This window comes from Pedobacter sp. HMWF019 (genome assembly GCF_003061025.1).
In the GTDB taxonomy this organism is placed as follows: Bacteria; Bacteroidota; Bacteroidia; order Sphingobacteriales; family Sphingobacteriaceae; genus Pedobacter.
Genome location: NZ_QAIL01000008.1, coordinates 1 through 21,800 on the forward strand (window position 1 = coordinate 1; position 21,800 = coordinate 21,800).

Here is a 21,800-nt window from a genome sequence, read left to right on the forward strand (position 1 = left end):
ACATCGGAATGAACTCATTACAAATTTTATTGAAGAATTGAGTCTACTGGATAAGTCCGGTTCAGCAGAAATATCCTTAAAGTTGCATAAGCTGATCCACAAATTTCGGTATGATATCAATATTGAAAAATATGTAGAGGATTTCAATTTGCAGATAGAAACTAAATACCAGGACTTTTTTTATAACCTGCAGCAGAAATTTCCAGATCTGACACAAAATGAACGTCGACTTTGTGCGCAGATCCGCTTAAGTCTGTCGATCAAAGAAATTGCGTCTCTGAACAATATTTCTGTTAAATCAGCTGAAATGGCGAGGTACCGTTTGCGCAAACATTTTGGACTGAATCCTACCGACAGTCTCAATGATTTTCTGAAATCTTTCTAATTTCAAAATATTGCTTTAAATGGCTTCTATGGCCTCATGTAGAGGTCGTGTAGGGGTAGTTTGTATTCGATGTAGGGGTTGGCTCCTTCGTTTTTTGCCTTTTGTAATCTTTAGGTTTGAGTAACCAATATAGCCAGGCCAGAGGTCTGGATATTTATCAACTTCAAACCAAATATTATGATTAAAAATTTACGATGGTCAATTCATTTCCTTTTTGGGCTGCTTCTGATCTTCCTGGGGGGAGGCGCCTATGCCCAGAACACCCTGGTCAAAGGACAAGTCTTAAATGAGATCGATCAGCCGGTAGCCGGCATCAGCATTAAGATAAAAGGAGGTACCACGGGAACAACTTCAGCTGCAGATGGTAGTTTTTCGATTAGAGCGAATGCAAAGGACATTCTTATTTTCTCAGCGGTCAGTTTTAAAACACAGGAAATCCTTGTAGTTCCAGGGAAAGAAATCACCGTAAAGATGATCATGGATATGAAGGGACTGGACGAAGTGGTTGTGGTGGGCTATGGTACACAGAAAAAAAGTAACCTAACCAGCGCAGTCAGTTCAGTAAGCGGGGAAAAGCTGGACCAGGTGGCTTCCAATAATCCCGTAAATGCTTTACAGGGGCGTGTGGCAGGCTTATCGGTTAGTAGCCCTGGAGGGAACCCCGGTCAATCTTCAGATGTTCGTTTAAGAGGTGTGGGTACTTTTGGCGCACACCAGCCATTGTATATTATTGATGGTGTTCCGGGCGACCCATATTATTTAAGCAGTAATGATGTTGCCTCAGTTGAGGTACTGAAGGATGGTGCTGCAGCCTCTATCTACGGCTCTAATAGTGCCAATGGGGTAATCCTCATTACCACCAAGAAAGGTAAAAAAGGGGCGCCAATAATTGATTTTTCCGGTTATTACAGCGCTGTTAATCCGACAAAAAAATACAGTTTCCTGGATGCGAATGGCTATAAGCAGGTGCACAATCAAATGTATACCAATGCCGGCGAATCAGCACCGGATTTTCCTGCTTATATCACCAAAGGAAGTAATAATAATACAGACTGGCAGAAGCTGATCAACCGTCAAGGCATTTCACAGAATTACAATCTGGGTTTAAGTGGGGGAGGAGATTACCTGACCTATGCTTTGAGTGGTGACCTTACCGACGATAAAGGGACATTTATTGGGTCCGGTTTTAATAAGAAATCCTTTAAATCTAGGAATGATTTTACGAAAGGCATACTGACCGTAGGAAGTAATATTACGTATACAGAAACCATGTCTGAGCCAGCAAAATTTGATGTTAAAGATGCCTATTTCCAGTCACCTTTACTACCTGTATATGACACCAAGGAAAAATATGGATATGCATTGACTGAAAATGGCTTGCCTAAATTTCAGAATCCGATAGCGGCCGATCATTTCCTGGAAGCCAATACCAAAATTAAATACCTGGCGGCCAATATGAAAGTAGGATTGCAGTTATATAAAGGCCTGAAGTATACCGCTAATCTAAGCTATATCTCTTCACAGCAGGAAGATTATTCCCACCATCCACCCTATAGGGCCAATGCAAATGATCCTGCAGTTTCTTATCCGCAGGTATATGACAGGATCTCTAATTATAAAGAGCGTTTAATGGAACATTTGCTCAACTATGATTTTGATATCGATAAACACAGTTTTAAACTGCTTGCAGGGTATACCGCACAGGAGAAAACCAATCGGTATCTGAGCGCAACTGTAGATGGCAAAACTATTGTTCGCACGGTGGTTAATGGCAAAATTGTTGAAACTGAAGTGCCTGCAGGTTTTAGTAATCCAGATTTTAATACGATTAATGCAGGCTTGGGTGGGACTTTTAACGCTACCGGATCCAACAATAAATATGTTCGCCTGTCTACATTAGGTAGGTTTAACTATGCGTATGACAATAAATATTTGTTACAGGTATCCGTGCGCCGGGATGGCTCTTCCGTATTTGGAGAGGACAGAAGATATGGAGTATTCCCTTCTGTATCTGTGGGCTGGAACATGAATAAAGAGACTTTTTTGAAAGAAATAACCTGGTTGAATGCTTTAAAACTTAGGGCTAGTTATGGAGAACTGGGTAATGAAGGTGCACTGGGCTTTTATGACCATCAAGCCTTGATCACGACTGACAACACCTGGGCAGGTGGTTACGTACAAGGTTCAGGAGCTACACCATGGCCAGGTTCAGCCAGTTATTCTTTATTGAACAGGGATTTACGTTGGGAAACTATAAAATCTAAAAATATAGGGCTTGACTTAGGTCTGTTCAATAATGCGCTGACCGGATCGTTAAATTATTTTAACAACACAACCGACGGTTTACTGATCACCAAAGAGGTACCGCCATCGGCTGGATTAAATAACCCTATTCTGAATGTGGGCAAGATCGCCAATAAAGGCCTGGAACTGGAAGCTAATTATAAATTTTCAAGAAATGACTGGAATTTTGACTTTGGAGGCGCATTTAGTTTGTTGAGAAACAGAGTGATTAGTCTGGCCAATACGGATCAGGTGTTGATGGGAACCGGATTAAGGTATGAAACTGATCACATCCCTACACAAACCAGGGTAGGTAAAGAAATCGGTGCTTTCTATCTGTACGAAGCCAGTGGCTTGTTTCAGTCTGATGCAGAAGCTGCCAACTATAAAAATTCGGCTGGTGAGCGTTTACAACCAGATGCTAAAGCTGGTGATGTGAGATTCCGGGATACCAATGGAGATGGGGTAATTGATGAGAAAGATAAGACTTATCAGGGTTCAGGTTTTGCCAGGGTGGAGTACAGCTTAAACATGAGCGTAAATTATAAAAATTTCGACCTGTCACTTTTCTGGCAAGGCGTAGGGGGCAATAAGATTTATAATGGAAATCGTTTTGAACTGGAAGGTATGGATGCCGGAAGAAATTTCCTTTCCACCACACTGGATGTCTGGACACCTCAGCATACCAACACAGATATGCCTCGTGCAGTGCTTGGTGATCCCAATGGCAATGCCAGAGAATCGACCCGGTTTTTGGAAAACGGAGCTTATCTCAGGTTAAAACTGGTACAACTGGGTTATACGCTTCCGACTAAGGTGCTTCAAAAGATGAAGGTCAACCGGTTAAGGGTGTACTTAAGTGCCCAGAATCTGATTACGATCACTAAATATTCAGGTCTGGATCCAGAAGTAGGCAATTTCACGGTGCTGGATACGGGAGTAGACCGGATGCTTTATCCTCAGAACAAGAGATTGTTGGCTGGTCTTCAATTAACTTTTTAACCTAATTCTATTTTCTGATGAACACAAAAAAACTATATATAGTCTTATGCCTGCTACTGGCGGTAGCTGGATGTAAAAAAAGTGAACTGGAACAAAATACTCCGGACCAGTTAACTGTAGATAATTTCTGGACCAGTAAAGAGCATGCCTTATCCGGACTGGCCTCAGCTTACTCTCAGCTCGAAGGTTTTGTTTATTGGGATAATTACGTTGAAGCCCGCTCAGTAAGAGAATTCTACCGGGAAGATTATGTGGTTCCAGGAGCTGATGCCTATAATTATCCCTGGTGGACTGAACATTATAATTTTAATTTCACTTCGGGAAATTATGCGATAGATCTGCTTTGGAGAGAAAATTACCGGGGCATCAATTTTTCCAATCAAGTAATCGAGGGCCTTGGTAAAATGAGCAGTAAAGCAATTGATGACGCAAGTAAAAATCAATTTTTAGCAGAGGCAAAATTCCTGCGGGCCTATTATCATTTTAAACTGCTTAATAATTTCAGCAAAGTGATCATTCGGGATAAAGTACCTACTTCAGAAGCTGACCTTTCTAAAGCTTTTTCATCCCGTTCAGAGGTTTATGATTTTATCCTGAAAGACTTGAAAGAAGCAGAGCCAAATCTTCCTTTAAGATCTGCCCGCCCGGCTACGGAACTGGGCAGGGTAACTAAAGGGGCGGCTGAAGCTTATTTAGGTAAAGTATTTCTTTATCGCGCAGGTGAAGACAAAAACAACGCTTATTATACGGAGTCTGCTGGTTGGCTGCAAAAAGTAATTCTTTCCACAGAGTATAGCCTGGACCCAAGGTTTGTGGATATGTTTAATGGGGTGACTAAAAACAGTGTGGAGTCTATTTTTGAATTGCAGCAGACCGCTGATGCGTCGAGTGGAGCGTATTACCGTTCTTACCTGAGTGATTGGGTGGCCGCATCAGAATTGGGTGGTTACGGAGAGATTTATGGTACTCCACGTTTGCTGAACGAGATGACCAAGGAAGGTAAAATCGCCAGTGGTAAATACGATGCAAGGGTATATCAGACTTTGTATTTTAATGACCCTTATTTTAATGATGCTGCAGATCCGCAGATTTACGGAAGTACGTATAATGCATTATTTGGTGCAACGGCAAAGACAATCGCTTTCCGTAAATGGATACCAGCAACTCCAGACCGTATTGGTTTGTCTAATGCGATCAATGTTCCTTTAATGCGTTATGCCGATGTTTTGTTAATGTATGCAGAAGTTTTAAATGCACAGAACAATGCGGAGGCTTCTAAATACATTAACCTGGTACGTAAAAGGGCTGGTTTACCAGACGCGCCTTCGGGCGACCAGCAAACGGTATTTAACCAGATTGTACATGAAAGGGTGATGGAATTTACCCTGGAGGGCAGCCGGTTTTATGACCTGAGAAGATGGGGGCTGCTCAGTCAGAATATGCAAGCCGCGGGAAGAAGTTTTAGCCCTGATAAGGCCTTTTATCCAACACCGCTTAAAGAAGTGACGAATAACCCTGATGCTCAATAAATAAGATCTGAATCTATCATTTGGAAGGCTGTGAAGATAGTCTTCCATCACTATATGCCCATGAAATGTCCTAAACTATTTGTTTTTCTTTGCTTCGCCTTATTCCTGATGCCTATGTTGATGAAAGGGCAGAATGCAGATTGGGAAAATCCATCTGTACCTTCCAGGAATGTCGTAAAACCTCATGCCTGGTTTCTTCCAAACCAGCCCATGCGACAATCTTTGGATGGGATATGGAGGTTTAAAATCGTTCAGAATCCATCATTAAGGTCCTTGGATTTTTTTAAAAATACGGATCAGACCAAAGACTGGGGTCAGATAAAGGTTCCTGCCCACTGGCAAACGGAAGGTTATGATAAATACATTTTTACAGATGTGGAATACCCGATCTCACCAAACCCACCCTTTGTACCTAAAGACTATAATCCGGTTGGATCCTATCAGCGCGATTTTATCCTGGATCCTGTCTGGATAGGTAAACAGGTCTTTATTCATCTCGGTGCGGTTAATTCCTTCTTCTATATATGGATCAATGGACAGCCGATAGGCTTTAGCAAAGACAGCAAGACACCAACAGAGTTTGACATCACCAGAGCGCTGAAAAAAGGAAAGAATACCGTATCCCTGCAAGTTTTTCGCTTTAGCGATGCTACCTATTTGGAAGGGCAGGACATGTGGAAGCTAAGTGGGATTGAAAGAAGTGTTTTCCTGATCGCAAGACCCGTCTTTCATATCGCGGATTTTCGCATCAAGGCGACACTGGACAGCACCTGTAGGAACGGGCTTTTTGACCTGAATGTGGAATTTAACAGACAACCTGCAAAAACCGAGACAGGCAGTCTAAAGGTGGAACTGATGGATGTTTCCGGAAAAATGGTTTTCCAGGAAAAACAGCCGCTGAAATCTGTGGGGAGTTTTAATTTTGCTTCCAGGATCAATGCGGTTAAGGCCTGGAATGCTGAACATCCAAATCTATATACCCTTATCATCAGGCATCTGAATGCACAGGAACAAGAAGTAGAAAGTATTACCCGTCAAATTGGCTTCAGAACAGCCGAAGTCAAAGGTGGGCTTTTCCTGCTCAATGGTCAGGCCATTAAGATCAAAGGGGTAAACCGGCATGAGCACAATATGCTGACGGGTAAGGTGATTACGGAGGCTGATATGCTTCGGGACATTCACCTCATGAAGCAAATGAATATTAACGCAGTAAGGGCCAGTCATTATCCAAACGGAGAACGCTGGTATGAACTCTGTGACCGGTACGGTTTATATGTTATAGACGAGGTAAATCTGGAATGCGATGGTATGAGTTTTACACCGATGGAAACCCTCTCAGGCCAGCCGGAATGGAAAAATGCCTATATGGACCGTACTGAGCGTATGTGGGAGCGTGATAAAAATTTTACCTGTATTATTACCTGGTCATTGGGCAATGAAAGTGGATTTGGGGCCAATTTTGTAGCCACTTACAATTGGATCAAGTCAAAAGACAAGACCCGTCCGGTACAATATGAAGCCACAAAAGATGAACGTTATTCAGACATCTGGTGTCCAATGTACAAATCCATTAGTATTATGGAGAATTATGTGAAAACCTGGAGAAGCAGACCGATGATTCAGTGCGAATATGCCCATATGATGGGCAATAGCGGAGGTAATTTAAAGGACGACTGGGATTTGATCTATAAGCATAAACAATTGCAGGGCGGTTTTATCTGGGACTTTTCTGATCAGACTTTTGCCCGTAAAGACGAAAAAGGCAATAAGATTTGGGCCTATGGCCGGGACATGGGGACCGTGGGCCTGACCAGCGATACCAGTTTTTGTGCCGACGGCTTGTTAAATTCAGATCGTACTTTCCATCCTCAGGCTTATGAATTACAAAAGGTTTATCAGAATATTTCTTTCGAAACGGTTGATCTTAAACATTACAAGTTCAACATTAGAAACAGGTTTGATTTTACCAATTTATCGGCTTATGGCCTGCGCTGGTTCATAAAAGGGGATGGGGCACTGGTCTGTTCGGGAAAACTACCTGAAACAGTACTTGGTCCGCAGGAGGAAAAGGAGATAAGCATAGAGGTGCCAGCATTTGAAGCTAAACCTGGCGTTGAATATTTCATAACGCTCGAGGCGTATACCAGAAGTGCATCTGGGTTGTTAGACAAGGATTTCATTGTGGCAAAAGAACAGTTTAAACTTCCATTTGAAGTTAAGCAGGTGGTAGTAGTGGCAGGAAAAAGTGGAAAGTTGAAGAAACAAGTGGAGGGGGAGCATCTTCGCCTTTACGGAAGGGATATAATGATTGGATTTAACGAAAAGACCGGCTTACTGGAAGCCTACGAGATTTCGGGCAGGCCAGTGATACAACAAGCTATGGAACCGCATTTCTGGAGGGCGGCAACTGATAATGATATTGGCAACAGCCTGCAGATCCGGAGTAAGGTTTGGCAAAATGCTTTTCAGACTGCAGAACTGAAATCTTTCAAGAACACCATGTTGGGTAAAGACAGGGCAATCGTAGAGACGATACATGAACTGCCTGCTGTAGGCAGTACCGTCACCACCAGATATACCGTTCATAGCAACGGGGATGTAGAGGTGAGTTATCAGATGAAAACGGGTACCGGTTCAGTGGCTGAACCGCAAAGGATTGGTATGAGGATGATCCTGAACCCGGAATATGATCAGGCCAGCTGGCTTGGCAAAGGGCCCTTTGATAATTATGCAGACCGGAACTATGCTGCACATACCGATGTGTATCATATGCCTGCAGATTCTTTGTTTTATCCATACCCAAGGGCACAGGAGAGCGGTTACCGGACCAGTATTCGCTGGGTATCCCTGCAGAGCAAAAATGGAGAAGGCTTAATGGCTATTGCAGGTACTTCGCTGTTAAGTACAGGAATCCTGCATTTTGATATGAAGAATCTTGATTTTGATAAAAATGCACCGAGGAATGTGCATGGGGGATCAATGACCAATGAAAATTTGATCTGGTGGAATATTGACCACGAGCAGATGGGGGTAGGTGGCGACAATAGCTGGGGAGCACAAACTCATCCACAGTACAGGCTTCCCTATCAGGATTATGCCTATTCTTTTACGTTGCGGCCGATTTTTAAAAATGAACAATTAACAGAAAGGTCTAAACCCTAAGATGGAGAAATTATTTTTTGTAATACTCAGTTTTTGGCTGGGTTTTTCTTACGCACAAAATACCCGGAGCAATTTTCCCGATGTTTTAAAGTTAGGTTATCAAGTCCAGCGGCCAAACCGTATTGAAACGAATGTATTTGCTGATTTGGGTGCCTGGCATGCCTATACTTTACCCTCAGATAGTGGAGATTACGGTTCTTTTATCGGCCCTTTGGTTATGGATATGAGTGGTCAATGGTTGGCCAATTCGATTGCTAAATTATCTGTAAAGGAAATGGGTAAGGTTATAGATCTGAAAAAAGGGAAGATAGCGCAGCATTATTACCCTGGAATGCTGGAACAGGAAGTCCAGGCGGCGAAGCTCCGGATCATACTACGGCTTATTTATGTTTCCAGTACAGAAGTTATGGTACAAACTCAGATCGAGAATCTTTCTTCGCAACGGCGTAAACTGGAACTGAGCTGGTCTGGTCAGGTGCTTTTGAAAGATGCTGAACTAAAAAAGGATAAAAACGGTATTGCTGTTTTGTTTGATAAAGACCATGTTTTTCGTTTGAATTTTTCCGGTCAGAAGGACATTCAGATTCTGAATGGTGCCTATCAGGCCAGCCAGTTGCCGGTGAGATTGACAGCAGGTAGCATTTACCGGACGGTATATACGCAGTGTTATCATCCTGAACAGACTTTAAGCGTTTTCTCAGCTCAGCCTAAGGATTTTAAAAAAGCGCTACAGGCAAATCAGTTGCGCTGGAATCACTACCTTGATCAATACTTTAATGCATCAGGAAAGAAGATTAAAGATCCTATCCGGCGTAGGATTGCAGTCAAATCTATGGTTACCTTGATCAGCAACTGGAGAACCAGGGCTAAAGATCTGCTCCATGATGGCGTTTTTCCCTCGCTAAATTACCAGGGTTTTTATGGGTTTTGGAGCTGGGACAGTTGGAAACAGGCCGTCGGGATCAGTTATTTTAATCCTGAACTGGCCAAAAGTAATATATTATCCATGTTTGACTATCAGGATGAGTATGGGATGGTGGCAGATTGTATATATACAGATAAAAGCGAAAATAACTGGAGGGATACTAAACCACCTCTGGCGGCCTGGAGTGTCTGGAAAATCCAAGAACATGCACCAGATCCTGGATTTTTGAAGCATATATATCCCATGTTGGTTAAGTATCATCAGTGGTGGTATATGAACAGGGATCACAATCAAAATGGATTGTGTGAGTACGGATCCACAGATGGAACGCGAATCGCTGCCGCCTGGGAAAGCGGGATGGATAATGCTGTTCGTTTTGATCAGGCCAGATTGCTGAAGAACAATGATTCGGCCTGGTCGCTTAACCAGGAGTCAGTAGACCTCAATGCGTATTTATATGCGGAAAAGGGTTATCTCGCCCAGATCGCTGCTGCCATCGGCTTGGCAGAAGAGGCCAGACAGTGGGAAGGCGGTAAGGAACTTTTAAGAAAAAAAATAAATGAAACTTTTTATCAGGCAGATAAGGGTTATTATCATGATAAATTATTGGATGGCCAATGGATGGAGGCAGAAGGGCCGGAAGCATGGATTCCATTGTGGTGTGGTATTGCCGATTCCGTACAGGCGGAAGCTGTATTAAAAGTGATGCTGGATAAGCATAAATTTAATACGTTTGTTCCGTTACCAACGCTGGCGGCCGATCATCCCAGGTTTGATCCTCTGAAAGGTTATTGGCGCGGGCCAGTATGGCTGGACCAGATATATTTTGGTTTAACAGGGCTGCAGCTATATGGCTACAAGAAGGAATCTGCCTGTTTTCTGGAGCAACTCCTGAGAAATGCAGAAGGACTTTCTACTCAGGGACCTATACGTGAAAATTACCATCCCATCTCTGGCAAGGGGTTGAATGCGATGAATTTCAGTTGGTCTGCAGCCCATTTATTAATGTTATTAAAAGAAAACAAGTTATGATACTTTCCGAAACTCATATTAAAGAATTGATTGCCGACCATTACCAGATGGAAGTCTTTGTACAAAAGATGGAGGGCTATGAAGACCAGAATTTCCTGCTTCAGGACCAATCTGGCCAAAAATTTATTGCAAAAGTAACATTAGGGGCAGATCAGTTTCCATTTTTGGAAGCACAGTTAAAAGCCATGCAGCATCTGGACAAAAAGGGGCATACCGCCATACAGAAGGTAGTTGAAAATAAGATAGGAAATGCGTTGACTTCTTTCGAACAGGAGAACGCAACATTGGCTTTAAGGGTATTGACTTATCTGGACGGTACTTTTATGGGCCATTCGGCCTTGCGGTTACCCGCTGTTGTGGAAAGTCTGGGTACTCAATTGGCCATAATGGATCACTATCTGGAGGATTTTAAGCATCCTGCAGCTTACCGCTATACAGAATGGGACCTGGCCAGAGTATTGGATTGCAGAGAAAAGTTGTGGCATATTAAAGACCATGAAAAAAGAACCATGGCTGCTTACTTTTTGCTTCAGTACGAAATGGAGGTGCTACCCCTGCAGAATCAGTTAAGAAAAGCCGTTATTCATAATGATGCTAATGATTATAATGTGCTGGTTAAAGACGGAACTGTTACCGGGATTATCGATTTTGGAGATATGGTGGAAAGTCAATTGGTGCATAACCTGGCGATCGCCTGTACCTATGCCATGTTTAAGCAGCCGGATCCACTGGCCGTTGCAGAAAGGCTGGTGAAAAATTATCATAAAACCTATCCGCTTACGGAAACTGAACTTTCCATATTGTATTATCTGATTGCTGCCCGCCTGTCTATGAGTGTGAGTACTTCAGCACAGCAAAGAACTCAAAGTAATAATCCGCATCACTTTATTTCTGAGCAGGATGCCTGGGCACTTTTATACCAGTGGATAAAGATTAATCCTTTGCTTGCCCAAAACAGGTTTAACCTTTGTTGCGGATATGCGTCTGTCTTTGTTCCTGATGAGGCTTATTCTGCGTTAAAACAATCAAGAAAAGAGAATGTTGGGGCTAACCTGAGCATCAGTTACCAAAAAAGTTTAAAGATCAGCCGGGGTGCACTGCAGTACCTGTATGACGATCAGGGGCGAACCTATATTGATTGTGTCAATAATGTAAGCCATGTTGGTCATTGCCATCCGGTAGTGGTGAAGGCCATGCAACAACAATTGGCTAGACTGAATACCAATACCCGTTACCTGCACGACAGCCTGGTAGAATATGCCTGCTTGCTTACGGCTACTTTACCTGAAAAGCTGAAAGTCTGTTATTTTACCAATTCGGGTAGCGAAGCAAATGATCTGGCCATCCGGATCAGTAGACATTTTACCAAACAGAGAGATGTAATTGTACTGGATCATGCCTATCATGGTACTTCTACAGTAGCTATGGAACTTAGTCCTTATAAATTTGATGGGCCAGGTGGAGCTGGCCAGCAGCCTTATATCCACAAAGGAATGAATCCTGACCTTTATCGCGGGCCGTATCGTTATGGAGATCCGGAAGCAGGTAAAAAATATGCTTCGGATATTTCAGATACTATTGGTCAGCTTAAAGAACAAGGTACAGGTATTGCGGCTTTTATTTGTGAGACTTTACTTGGTGTAGGCGGGCAGATTCCTCTTCCGTATGGCTATCTGAAAGAAGTGTATGCCCTGGTACGTAAAGCTGGTGGTTTGTGTATTGCAGATGAGGTGCAGGTTGGCTTTGGTAGAGTGGGTGAGAAATTCTGGGGCTTTGAATTGCAGGATGTGGAACCAGATATTGTGGTGCTGGGCAAACCTATAGGTAATGGACATCCTCTAGCCGCAGTGGTGGTTACAGAGGAGGTGGCTGCGGCTTTTAATAATGGTATGGAGTATTTTAACACTTATGGTGGAAACCCAGTGTCTATGGAAACCGGAATTGCTGTGATGGAAGTGATCCGGGAAGAGAAACTGCAGGAACGGGCGCTGGAAACAGGGAATTACCTGATGGAAGAACTTAATAAATTGATGGCTAAACATGAGATCATCGGAGATGTGCGAGGTAAAGGTCTATTTGTAGGGGTAGAATTGGTCACTGACCGGAAAAATCTGAACCCTGCGATTCCTCTGATCGATGAGATTGTAGAAAAAATGAAGGAGCGTGGCTTCCTGATCAGTACAGATGGTCCTTTGCATAATGTTCTAAAAATTAAGCCACCAATGGTGTTTAATATTGAAAATGCATCTGCCTTAGCTGCACATTTAGATGAGGTTCTGAACGACTATTAAACTCGTTAAATTTTCTGTCTCCGGAAGAAGGGGCCGGATAATGCAGTTATAAGGCTGTCCAGGTGCACTTTGGATAGCCTTATAATATATCATCTTCACTGATGATGTTGTTCTTGAGGGCAAAGATGACCAGACCAGCCATATTCTTCGCATTGATTTTCTCCATAATCTTTATCCTGTGCCCTTCAACGGTTCTCTTGCTTAGAAATATTTTATCTGCGATTTGCTGCGCCGTGTATTGCTGGCAAATCAATTTGATGATCTCTTTTTCTCTTTCAGTAAAGGAAATCTTTTTTTCTTTTCCTGATTTAAACCGGCTGCGGACAATCATAGAAGCTAATAGGGAAGAAGTATGGCTGCAATAATAGTTTTTGCCTTCGTATACACTGATCACCGCATCTATAATTTCATTTTTAGGGGCATTTTTCAGCAGATAACCATTGGCCCCTGCTTCGAGCATTTCAATGATCAACTTCTCTTCATCAAACATGGATAGTGCAATCACTTTAACCTCGGGATATTTTTTCCGGATCAATTTGGTGGTTTCTATTCCATCCATAATGGGCATTTTAATATCGGTAAGCACGACATCAGGCATCTTTGAACCAATAAGTTCAAGGAGATGGAATCCATTGGAAACTTGTCCGCAAATGCTGAAGTTCTGTTGTCTGGATAACATTAAAGATAGACCATCCAAGAAGATTTCATGGTCATCAGCTATTGCTATGGTGATTGGGGGAATCATGTTGTTCTAAATTTACAAATTAATTCACAGGTATTTTAATGATAATTTCACAGCCTCCTTTTTTTGAGGTTTGTATTTTAAAGGAAGCACCGATGAGTTCGCTGCGGCTTTCTATACTCTTCAGGCCGAGACCGGTAGAACTTTTTTGTACTTCTTCCAGTTCAAAGCCAATTCCATTGTCTTTGATATAGAGAGCCAGTTCCTCAGGCTTTTCAATAGTATAGATTTGTATAAGTGTAGCCTTAGCGTGTTTAACTGCATTGTGTACTGTTTCCTGTATAATCCGGAACAAGTGGATCTCATTTTTAGTGGTAACTTTTTCAAGGCCAGATCCCTGAAATTTAATTTTGAGCCCGTAAATTGAGCTGCAACGATAAAGATATTCTTCAATGGCATCGGTAAGCCCATTTCTGTTTAGGGTATTGGGCATTAGATTGTAGGATATTTCTCTCAGGCTTTTAATAATTTCATCGATGTGTTGCCCTGCTTTGTGGATGATCCTGCTATCCTCAGATTCTTGTATATCTATACTTTGTATATTCAATTTTACTGCTGAAAGCAATGGTCCAAGGCTATCATGAAGATCATTGGCAATCCTTTTTCTTTCTGATTCCTGCATCATGATTTCTGCCCTAATTCTTTCTCTCTGCAAGCTGATATAACGTCGGTGGTAACGGATGATGGAAATAATAAAAAAAGCAATAATGACTGCAATCAGCAGGGAAATGAAAAGAACCGTATGAAGAATTTTATCTTCCATGTTAAGTTTCCCGGGAAGGTATGAAATAAACTGCAGCAGCAAAAATCACATTTACGAAAAAATTGAGGTAGCCAAAAAATAGAATGATCCTGCCTGCAATCAGTGATTTGTCGTATCCAACGTAGAACGAGGCTTCATAAATGATCTGGTAAATGAAAAAGATCATAAATCCCATACTTAACAGAAACCTGGTGTTTCGGAACAAGTTTCCTTTATATTGGACAATCATAGCATTTATGGTATTGATACTGAGCAATACGATAATAAAAGCATAGAAAATTCTAAAATAAGGCCTGAAAGTAAAGAGGTGATGATAAATCAGATGATCCGTAACCCACACACCTGAAGTGAGCAGTGCCAGACAGATAAAAAGAGTCTTTTTATGTTTAACAGAGCCCCAGAGATAGAATTGATAAAGAAGGATTATGCATTCCAATAAGCTGTAGATGTTGGTTGAAATGGCATTGCTTCTATGGTAGACGTCAACCAGTAAAAAACTGGTTATTTCAGAGATAAAAGCAATGCCGAGTAAAATAATAAAGGGAAGAAACTGCAGGTCGAAACTTTTTCTCAAACGGAGGAATGCAATCAAAATAGGCAGCAATATGGATTGGCTTAAGAGAAAAGTGAAGAGCAGGTTCATAAAACATTTTTTAGTGATTAATAGCCTTCTAACTGACTTAACGAACAAATAGTAGGACAACGCTGACCGGTTTCCATTAGAAGTCCCTCGGAAGACATGCTTTTCAGAGACTGAATATTGGATCTTTTTGGCAGGATATCATGATTCGCCCCATCTGTCCCCACTAAGATCAGGCGCACCAGGCCGAGGCTGTCTTTTCCCATATAGATTCTTATCCCGCTTGCGCCGTGTTGGTTCAATAGTGCAAGTACAGCGTCTTTATTAAATCTTTCAGAATAAGGCATGTTAAATGCTTTTTCCAGGTAGGTGGAGTTGTTGAGCTGACGGGTAAGTTCTGTTTTGCCCTTCTTGAATTCGGAAGTGAGCTGAATAGCGGTGCCCAGGGAGATTTTGTGGACTTGTACACTGTCCATATTTACAGGATAGCGTTGGTCAGGATCTATTTGTCTGCAGCTGGAGAGACCAAGCAGGAAGATGAATCCTGCAATGTAGATTGGGAATGATTGGGTTAGAGTTTTCATAAAACTTGAATTTTGGTTGTCTATGTGCAAATCGTTAGCCGTATTCTATTGATATGTGGCTTTCTATTTGGTTGGTTTACACAAAGTAACGTAAAATTAAAGTGCTTTGAAAGCGTAGAATTGCCTGAAAAATTCAGGTATTAATACCTATAGATTTTTACTTTTAATTTGAGTAAACACCTAGAATGTCCAGTTTAGGAGAAAGTGAAATTCCCCCAGGATTACAACCAGGTTTGCCTTCCGGAACTGGTATGCCCAATTGATCAAAATAGGCCTTCCAAACCGGAAAATAAGTGTCAGATCCAGGCTGTTTATAGGTCATTGGGAGCAACTCAAAGAATGGCTTATCATTATTGGCGTATTTAAAAGCATCGTAAATTAATTCAGAACAATAGTATTTTCCGTTATCATACAAATATTGATCATCATAGGGTACACCAAACTGGTGGATGGAATAGGTTAAAGCGCGCCGTATAAGAGATCGATAGGTTCTTTTAAGTCTGCCAACGTAATGCGGGTGTTTGGACTTGCCAAGAAAGGCTTCCAGTGTGCTCATATGTACATCTTTACCTGAAGCTTCTATGATGTATACAGTATCATTGCGTAGATATACCATACCCATATGACTGAATTTGTTCCCTCCATACCCCTGTGTAACTGCATTGATGGCATCGCAAAGTGGCCCACAATCCAGATCCTGGAAAATCAGATCACCAGATTTTAAATGAATTTTTTGCTGGGCGAAACTTCCGAAGGTAATGAGCATCAGAAAAAAAAGAAAATTGTATGGTTTGGAAGAGATCATGGAGTTCTTTATCAGTTATGGCTGTAAAAATGTAATAATTATTAAACAGTTCATAAATAATTAACACTCGTTAACGATTAAGTTAAACAAAAATGTAACATATATGCCCGATTTGAATTTTATGGCAATATTGTTGCTGTTAAAGCATTTCAACAAATATTTAAATTATGGTAAAAAGGATACATGTTCTCGAAGATGATACTGACATCAGATACATTATTGAATTTCTGCTTAAAGATGAAGGATATGAATTGCAGTTATCTTCCTCTTTTAGTGAATTAAAGTCCAAATTAAAGGATTCTGTGCCCGATTTGTTTATTCTGGATGTAATGCTACCTGATGGTGACGGTGCTGATATTTGTTCAGATTTAAAAAGTGATCTCTTTACTAAACATATTCCCGTAATTGTGATGTCTGCAAATGATCAGAATAAAGAGAAAAGTATAGCGGCAGGTGCGGATGATTATATTAAAAAGCCTTTTGATATCGATTATATTGTGAGCAGGATTGATAAATTAATAGGCAAGGCTGTTAAAAAATAAATCTCATCTGTTATATTTGGTCAATCAATTACATAGATTTAAAATGTCAGATCAAAAGAAAGAAATATTTAGCGGCGTTGCACAGCGCCTGAAAATTGAAGGTTTCAACGTAGTTAATGTTGATGATACTCGCCCATGGGGTGGTTTTTTCGTTATAGATGAAGAACAGGCACAACAGTTTGCAAATGTCTACTTTGATGGATTAAATGTTAACGACCTTAAAATTAGCGGTAAACTAAGTCCTAAAATTCTTGTGGTTGCCCCTGATTCCCGTTTATCATGGCAATATCATCACCGTCGTGCTGAAATCTGGCAGGTGGTAAGTGGAAATGTAGGTATTATTACCAGCGATACCGATGAACAGGGCGAAGTTAAAACCCTTACTCCAGGCACCAGAGTGAAACTTGAAAAAGGAGAAAGACACCGCTTAATTGGCTTAAAAGATTGGGGTATCGTTTCTGAAATCTGGCAGCATACTGATCCTGAGAATCCTTCTGACGAATCTGATATCGTTAGGGTACAGGATGATTTTGGAAGATAGAATATTCTCTTATCAATAAAAAAGCCGTGGATTTGAATAGATCCACGGCTTTTTTTATTAAAGATTTGTGGGCTGTTCAAAATAATTCTAAATAAGCGTCATAATTTGACTACTTTTGAGGTTTGAACAGTTTAACGTAAGCGGATTACGTTGGTATACATTCAGTGCTTTATATGATTATTTTAGTTTTCTTCCTTTTACATTGGTTTCTCTCCCTCTTTTCCCAGACTTTTTTTCTTCACCGTTATGCTTCGCATAAGATGTTTAAAATGAATACCTTTTGGGAGAAGTTTTTCTATTTGATCACTTTCTTATCACAGGGATCGTCCTTTTTAAATCCTCGTGCTTATGCAATTTTGCACCGTATGCACCACGCTTTCAGTGATACGGAAAAAGACCCGCATTCGCCGCATTTTGTAAAAGATGTATGGGGAATGATGATTCAGACTAAAAATATATACCTTAATTATTCCAAATACAATGTTGAACCTGAAGAACAGTTCAGGGATAAATACCCATCATGGCCCATCATTGATAAAATTGGTGATTCCTGGGTTACCAGGATCATTTTTATTAGTTTTTACGTTTGGTTTTATGTTACTTTTGCTACTGCCTGGTGGATGTTCCTGTTGTTACCTATCCATTTTTTGATGGGCCCAATTCATGGAGCTATTGTAAACTGGTGTGGGCATAAATATGGTTATTCTAATCATGACAATAATGACCACAGCAAGAATTCTTTACCGCTTGACTTTTTAATGTTAGGCGAGCTGTTTCAAAATAACCATCATAAGAAACCAAATAATCCAAATTTTGCTTCAAGGTGGTTTGAGTTTGATCCTACTTATCCGGTTATGAAAGTGATGCACTGGATGCGCATCATCAGGATCAGAAAGACCTAATTTATATTGAAAAATTGCATGGGCTGGGAGGATAAGCGAATATTTTTAAAAAATATTGTTATTTTGTGTTTGATGTAGCGTTTCTCTTTTTTGTTTCGTTTATATCGATAACCAAAATGACTAAATTATGCGATCCGTTCATTCTTTACTTAAATTACTTTTAGTATCCTGCTTATTTCTTATGGCATCCTGCAGCAAGGATAAGGCAAAACTCGTTGTCGATGATACCCTAACAGGAACATGGAAACTTTCTGCGTCTTATGCCGATATAGGCAATGGGCAGGGGAAGTGGAAGCCTGTATCTGAGCAGTCTGCTTCTCTTTATTTGGTCACGTTTAAAGATAACGGTGTGCTTGAAGGTAATGCCTATAGTGACTATTCGACCTATTCGGTGAAAGATAGCGTAACACTTACTTTTTTTAAGAAAGATAAAACAGAGCAGAATTATCGATTTAACATCAGCAACGGCGAATTAACCATGAACCCTGCTGGACCAATTATGTGTATCGAGGGCTGTGGTTCGAAATTCGTGAAAACGAGATAAAATTTCTTTACTTAAAACCTTTTCCGGGTTTTTTACGTAGATAAAAGAGCAAGTTTAAATACTGCTCTTTTTTTATGTCTGTATTTGTCCTGATATTCATCTGTTTGGTAGTTTGCTGTCTGGTCATGACTGGTGTCTGGTTTTGGGCGGAAAAAATTGGTAATGCAGGGGTGGTTGATGTTTTCTGGGCTTTAAACTTTCCGGTTATTGGAATAGTGCTGTATTTCCTGGCAAATGGTTTATCCTTAAGAAAGGAGCTGATTTGTAGTATGGTGGTGCTGGCCGGTTTAAGGTTAGGTTTGCATCTTGGGAAAAGGGTGTTTTCTCATTTAAATGAAGAGGAAGGCCGTTATCTGCAGCTTCGTAAGGAATGGGCTGCCCATGGCAGCAGGAATTTTTTTTGGTTCTTTCAGTTTCAGGCAATTTCTAATGTGGTTTTAGCCATTCCTTTTTTTTTGATTGCGATGAACACCCAGCCAGAAATCCATTTCCTGGAATATATAGGTATGGGGCTTTGGTGTGTTGCTTTTGTTGGAGAGGCTGTGGCCGATGCACAGTTAACAAAATTCAAAAGTGATCTTGCAAATAAAGGAGAGGTTTGTGCCGTTGGATTATGGTCCTGTTCCCGCCATCCGAATTATTTTTTCCAGTCGTTATTATGGACTTCTTACTTTTTGATCGCTGTTACCGCGCCCTTAGGTTGGCTGGCTGTACTTAGTCCGTTAATTATTCTTTACCTGTTATTTAGGGTAACTGGTATTCCGGCGACAGAAGAACAGGCGCTGCGGTCTAAAGGAGAGAAATATAGAATGTACCAGAAAACAACCAGCGTATTTATCCCATGGTTTAAGAAGAAGAATCGTGTTTTTAATCCGTAATTTATATTTAACAATAAGAACTCTTTATTTATGTGGTATGACCGATTGATCGAACAGAATAAATTGCCGGATATCGTTCTAAGAATGGGAATCAGAAAACTTCTGAAAGAAAGGCTCGAAGAGGAATCGGCAGGTGATGAAGAAATACAACAGCAACATTTCAATGACCTGCTAATGGAACTTAGAAATTCTCCAATTGCCGTTCATACGGCCGATGCAAATCTGCAACATTATGAAGTGCCAACGGAATTCTATCGGCATTGTTTGGGTAAACATCTTAAATATTCCAGTGGCTATTGGAAACCTGGTGTTACGGATCTGGACGTTTCGGAATTGGATATGCTTGAGCTCACTTGCCTGCGCGCAGATCTGAAAAATGGGCAGGACATTCTGGAATTGGGTTGTGGATGGGGCTCTTTGTCTCTTTTTATGTCGAAAAAATATCCTGATAGTCGTTTTACAGTGGTCTCTAATTCGACAACGCAGAAAGATCATATTGAAAATAAGGCAAAAGAGCAGGGTATTCATAATTTGAGGGTAGTGACTGCAGATATGAATACTTTTGAAAGCCAGGAGCATTTTGATCGTGTGGTTTCAGTTGAGATGTTTGAACATATGCGCAACTACAAATTACTAATGGCCAGGATTGCTTCCTGGTTGAAAGCAGAAGGGAAACTGTTTGTCCATATTTTTACTCATAAAAACCTGGCCTATAAGTTTGAAGTCAAAGATGAAACGGATTGGATGAGCAAGTATTTCTTTACTGGTGGAATTATGCCTTCAAATCACTTGCTTTTTTATTTTAATGAAGATTTGAAGGTGCAAAAACATTGGATTGTAAACGGCACACATTATGCTAAAACGGCTGAAGCCTGGCTGTCAAAAATGGATACTCACAAAACGGAGATCATACCCATCTTTGAACAAACTTATGGTAAGGATCAGACTTTAAAATGGTGGGTTTACTGGCGTTTGTTTTACATGTCCTGTGCTGAATTATTTGGCTATAAAAATGGGAATGAGTGGATGGTTTGCCATTATTTGTTCTACAAGGGAGGCTTATAATGGAGAAGATAGCAATTGTAGGAACCGGAATTGCAGGTATGGGCTGTGGTCATTTTCTTCATTCCAAATATAACCTTAGCTTTTATGAAGAACAGGAGTATATCGGAGGGCATACCAATACAGTCGTGGTGGAAGAGGAAGGTAATCCTGTTTATATTGATACTGGTTTTATGGTCTTTAATTATCAAACTTACCCAAATCTGACTAGGTTATTTGAGGAGATTAAAGCGCCGGTGAAAAAGACGGATATGTCGTTTAGTGTTCAGTTCATGCCCGATAAGCTAGAGTATAGCGGTTCCAGTTTAAACCATTTATTTGCGCAACGTAGAAACATCTTCAATCCATCTTTTATAAAAATGCTAATACAGATTAACCGGTTCAATAAAGAAAGCATATCTATACTGGACCGTCCGGAGTTTGAAGATTATTCCATTGGTAAATATATTGAGGAAGCAGGATTTAGTCAGGAAATGTTGTGGAAATACCTGATCCCAATGAGTTCTGCTGTTTGGTCTGCGCCTATGGAGAAAATACTTGAGTTTCCAGCAGTCTCCCTGATTCGTTTCTTTAAGAACCATGGTTTTCTTGGCCTGGATGCACAGCATCAGTGGTACACGCTGGATCAGGGTAGTCAGGCCTATAGAGCATTGTTGATTGCACCATTTAAAGACCGAATCCATACCGGTAAAAAAGTGGCTGTTATAGAAAGGTTGGAAAACGGAAAGGTCAAATTGCTGGCTACAGATGGAACAAAAGCGGAATTTGATAAGGTGATTCTGGCTTGTCATGCCGATCAGGCCTATAAGATGCTTCGTCATAGAACTACGGATGAAGAACGTTTGCTTTCAAAATTCAAGTACCAGCCCAATAAAGCAGTATTACATACTGACCATAATTTGATGCCAGAAAAGAAACTGGCCTGGAGCAGCTGGAATTATAGGGTAGAGGAGCAGAGGGGAAACCTGGTACCCAGTACAATTTACTGGATGAATAAATTACAGCAGGTATCAAAAAAACAAAATTATTTTGTTTCCATTAATCCTTCAGATGCATTAAATCCTACTTCTGTACTGAAAGAAATAGATTATGAACACCCATTGTTTGATGTAGAAGCTATGAAAGCACAGAAAGAATTGCATTTGTTAAATCAGGATGGTCCGGTTTATTTCTGTGGAAGTTATTTCAAATATGGTTTTCATGAAGATGCTTATACAAGTGCAATGGAATTGTGTAAGTCTCTTTAAA

At 40.8% G+C, this 21,800-nt stretch carries 18 protein-coding genes; 13 read left to right on the forward strand and 5 right to left on the reverse strand.

Translation table 11 applies throughout. The features are described 5' to 3' along the window. From DBR11_RS29450 to DBR11_RS00245, 6 genes are all read left to right on the forward strand, one after another. Positions 1–385, forward strand: a 385-nt coding sequence (locus tag DBR11_RS29450) for a helix-turn-helix transcriptional regulator (RefSeq protein ID WP_369974409.1), incomplete at its 5' end; no start/stop codon positions are given. Between the two features lie 177 nt (positions 386–562). Continuing rightward, on the forward strand, positions 563–3,670 hold the full coding sequence (locus DBR11_RS00225; RefSeq protein WP_108549597.1) for a TonB-dependent receptor: 3,108 nt from the start codon (positions 563–565) through the stop codon (positions 3,668–3,670). A 17-nt stretch (positions 3,671–3,687) separates the two neighbouring features. After that, positions 3,688–5,199: a RagB/SusD family nutrient uptake outer membrane protein gene (locus DBR11_RS00230; RefSeq protein ID WP_108549598.1), complete on the forward strand. Its 1,512-nt coding sequence runs from the start codon at positions 3,688–3,690 to the stop codon at positions 5,197–5,199. 30 nt (positions 5,200–5,229) lie between these two features. Continuing rightward, entirely contained in the window at positions 5,230–8,361 is a 3,132-nt protein-coding gene (locus DBR11_RS00235) for a glycoside hydrolase family 2 TIM barrel-domain containing protein (protein ID WP_233260597.1), read from the forward strand. 1 nt (position 8,362) lies between these two features. Then, on the forward strand, positions 8,363–10,318 hold the full coding sequence (locus DBR11_RS00240; protein WP_108549599.1) for a trehalase family glycosidase: 1,956 nt from the start codon (positions 8,363–8,365) through the stop codon (positions 10,316–10,318). After that, positions 10,315–12,609: an aminotransferase class III-fold pyridoxal phosphate-dependent enzyme gene (locus DBR11_RS00245; RefSeq protein ID WP_108549600.1), complete on the forward strand. Its 2,295-nt coding sequence runs from the start codon at positions 10,315–10,317 to the stop codon at positions 12,607–12,609. Before DBR11_RS00240 ends, DBR11_RS00245 begins: the two co-directional genes overlap by 4 nt. 79 nt (positions 12,610–12,688) lie before the next feature. Here DBR11_RS00245 and DBR11_RS00250 read toward each other — a convergent pair whose 3' ends face one another. From DBR11_RS00250 to DBR11_RS00270, 5 genes are all read right to left on the reverse strand, one after another. Then, a complete protein-coding gene (locus tag DBR11_RS00250) occupies positions 12,689–13,354 on the reverse strand; it encodes a response regulator transcription factor (protein WP_108549601.1) in 666 nt (221 codons plus the stop codon). Positions 13,355–13,373: 19 nt separating this feature from the next. Beyond that, a complete protein-coding gene (locus DBR11_RS00255) occupies positions 13,374–14,114 on the reverse strand; it encodes a sensor histidine kinase (protein ID WP_108549602.1) in 741 nt (246 codons plus the stop codon). Between the two features lies 1 nt (position 14,115). After that, on the reverse strand, positions 14,116–14,757 hold the full coding sequence (locus DBR11_RS00260; RefSeq protein ID WP_108549603.1) for a hypothetical protein: 642 nt from the start codon (positions 14,755–14,757) through the stop codon (positions 14,116–14,118). Positions 14,758–14,774: 17 nt separating this feature from the next. Beyond that, positions 14,775–15,278 (reverse strand): hypothetical protein, encoded by a 504-nt coding sequence (locus tag DBR11_RS00265; protein ID WP_108549604.1) that lies wholly within the window; start codon positions 15,276–15,278, stop codon positions 14,775–14,777. Between the two features lie 163 nt (positions 15,279–15,441). Next, complete coding sequence (locus DBR11_RS00270) at positions 15,442–16,044, reverse strand: YiiX/YebB-like N1pC/P60 family cysteine hydrolase (RefSeq protein WP_199233728.1); 603 nt, start codon at positions 16,042–16,044, stop codon at positions 15,442–15,444. A gap of 206 nt (positions 16,045–16,250) precedes the next feature. Here DBR11_RS00270 and DBR11_RS00275 point away from each other — a divergent pair, with 206 nt between their 5' ends. The 7 genes from DBR11_RS00275 to DBR11_RS00305 all read left to right on the forward strand — a co-directional run bounded on the left by DBR11_RS00275 (position 16,251) and on the right by DBR11_RS00305 (position 21,799). Further along, positions 16,251–16,625: a response regulator transcription factor gene (locus tag DBR11_RS00275; RefSeq protein ID WP_108549606.1), complete on the forward strand. Its 375-nt coding sequence runs from the start codon at positions 16,251–16,253 to the stop codon at positions 16,623–16,625. Positions 16,626–16,668: 43 nt separating this feature from the next. After that, positions 16,669–17,166, forward strand: coding sequence for a phosphoheptose isomerase (locus tag DBR11_RS00280; protein WP_108549607.1), 498 nt, complete (start codon positions 16,669–16,671; stop codon positions 17,164–17,166). Between the two features lie 173 nt (positions 17,167–17,339). Then, positions 17,340–18,068, forward strand: a complete 729-nt coding sequence (locus DBR11_RS00285; protein WP_108549608.1) for an acyl-CoA desaturase — start codon at positions 17,340–17,342, stop codon at positions 18,066–18,068. 181 nt (positions 18,069–18,249) lie between these two features. Then, the gene (locus DBR11_RS00290; protein WP_108549609.1) at positions 18,250–18,612 is read left to right on the forward strand and encodes a hypothetical protein; all 363 of its coding nucleotides are present in this window, start codon (positions 18,250–18,252) and stop codon (positions 18,610–18,612) included. A gap of 74 nt (positions 18,613–18,686) precedes the next feature. Continuing rightward, positions 18,687–19,490 (forward strand): DUF1295 domain-containing protein, encoded by an 804-nt coding sequence (locus DBR11_RS00295; RefSeq protein ID WP_108549610.1) that lies wholly within the window; start codon positions 18,687–18,689, stop codon positions 19,488–19,490. Positions 19,491–19,520: 30 nt separating this feature from the next. Continuing rightward, entirely contained in the window at positions 19,521–20,555 is a 1,035-nt protein-coding gene (locus DBR11_RS00300) for a cyclopropane-fatty-acyl-phospholipid synthase family protein (RefSeq protein WP_108549611.1), read from the forward strand. Beyond that, positions 20,555–21,799, forward strand: a complete 1,245-nt coding sequence (locus DBR11_RS00305) for an NAD(P)/FAD-dependent oxidoreductase (RefSeq protein ID WP_199233729.1) — start codon at positions 20,555–20,557, stop codon at positions 21,797–21,799. Before DBR11_RS00300 ends, DBR11_RS00305 begins: the two co-directional genes overlap by 1 nt. Position 21,800: the final 1 nt, after the last annotated feature.

Excerpts from the sequence above, each read along its gene's own strand:
- DBR11_RS00225 (WP_108549597.1), top strand. The coding sequence starts at position 563 with ATGATTAAAAATTTACGATGGTCAATTCATTTCCTTTTTGGGCTGCTT.
- DBR11_RS00230 (WP_108549598.1), top strand. The coding sequence starts at position 3,688 with ATGAACACAAAAAAACTATATATAGTCTTATGCCTGCTACTGGCGGTA.
- DBR11_RS00240 (WP_108549599.1), top strand. The coding sequence starts at position 8,363 with ATGGAGAAATTATTTTTTGTAATACTCAGTTTTTGGCTGGGTTTTTCT.
- DBR11_RS00245 (WP_108549600.1), top strand. The coding sequence starts at position 10,315 with ATGATACTTTCCGAAACTCATATTAAAGAATTGATTGCCGACCATTAC.
- DBR11_RS00250 (WP_108549601.1), bottom strand. The coding sequence starts at position 13,354 with ATGATTCCCCCAATCACCATAGCAATAGCTGATGACCATGAAATCTTC.
- DBR11_RS00255 (WP_108549602.1), bottom strand. The coding sequence starts at position 14,114 with ATGGAAGATAAAATTCTTCATACGGTTCTTTTCATTTCCCTGCTGATT.
- DBR11_RS00260 (WP_108549603.1), bottom strand. The coding sequence starts at position 14,757 with ATGAACCTGCTCTTCACTTTTCTCTTAAGCCAATCCATATTGCTGCCT.
- DBR11_RS00265 (WP_108549604.1), bottom strand. The coding sequence starts at position 15,278 with ATGAAAACTCTAACCCAATCATTCCCAATCTACATTGCAGGATTCATC.
- DBR11_RS00270 (WP_199233728.1), bottom strand. The coding sequence starts at position 16,044 with ATGCTCATTACCTTCGGAAGTTTCGCCCAGCAAAAAATTCATTTAAAA.
- DBR11_RS00275 (WP_108549606.1), top strand. The coding sequence starts at position 16,251 with ATGGTAAAAAGGATACATGTTCTCGAAGATGATACTGACATCAGATAC.
- DBR11_RS00280 (WP_108549607.1), top strand. The coding sequence starts at position 16,669 with ATGTCAGATCAAAAGAAAGAAATATTTAGCGGCGTTGCACAGCGCCTG.
- DBR11_RS00285 (WP_108549608.1), top strand. The coding sequence starts at position 17,340 with ATGATTATTTTAGTTTTCTTCCTTTTACATTGGTTTCTCTCCCTCTTT.
- DBR11_RS00290 (WP_108549609.1), top strand. The coding sequence starts at position 18,250 with ATGGCATCCTGCAGCAAGGATAAGGCAAAACTCGTTGTCGATGATACC.
- DBR11_RS00295 (WP_108549610.1), top strand. The coding sequence starts at position 18,687 with ATGTCTGTATTTGTCCTGATATTCATCTGTTTGGTAGTTTGCTGTCTG.
- DBR11_RS00300 (WP_108549611.1), top strand. The coding sequence starts at position 19,521 with ATGTGGTATGACCGATTGATCGAACAGAATAAATTGCCGGATATCGTT.
- DBR11_RS00305 (WP_199233729.1), top strand. The coding sequence starts at position 20,555 with ATGGAGAAGATAGCAATTGTAGGAACCGGAATTGCAGGTATGGGCTGT.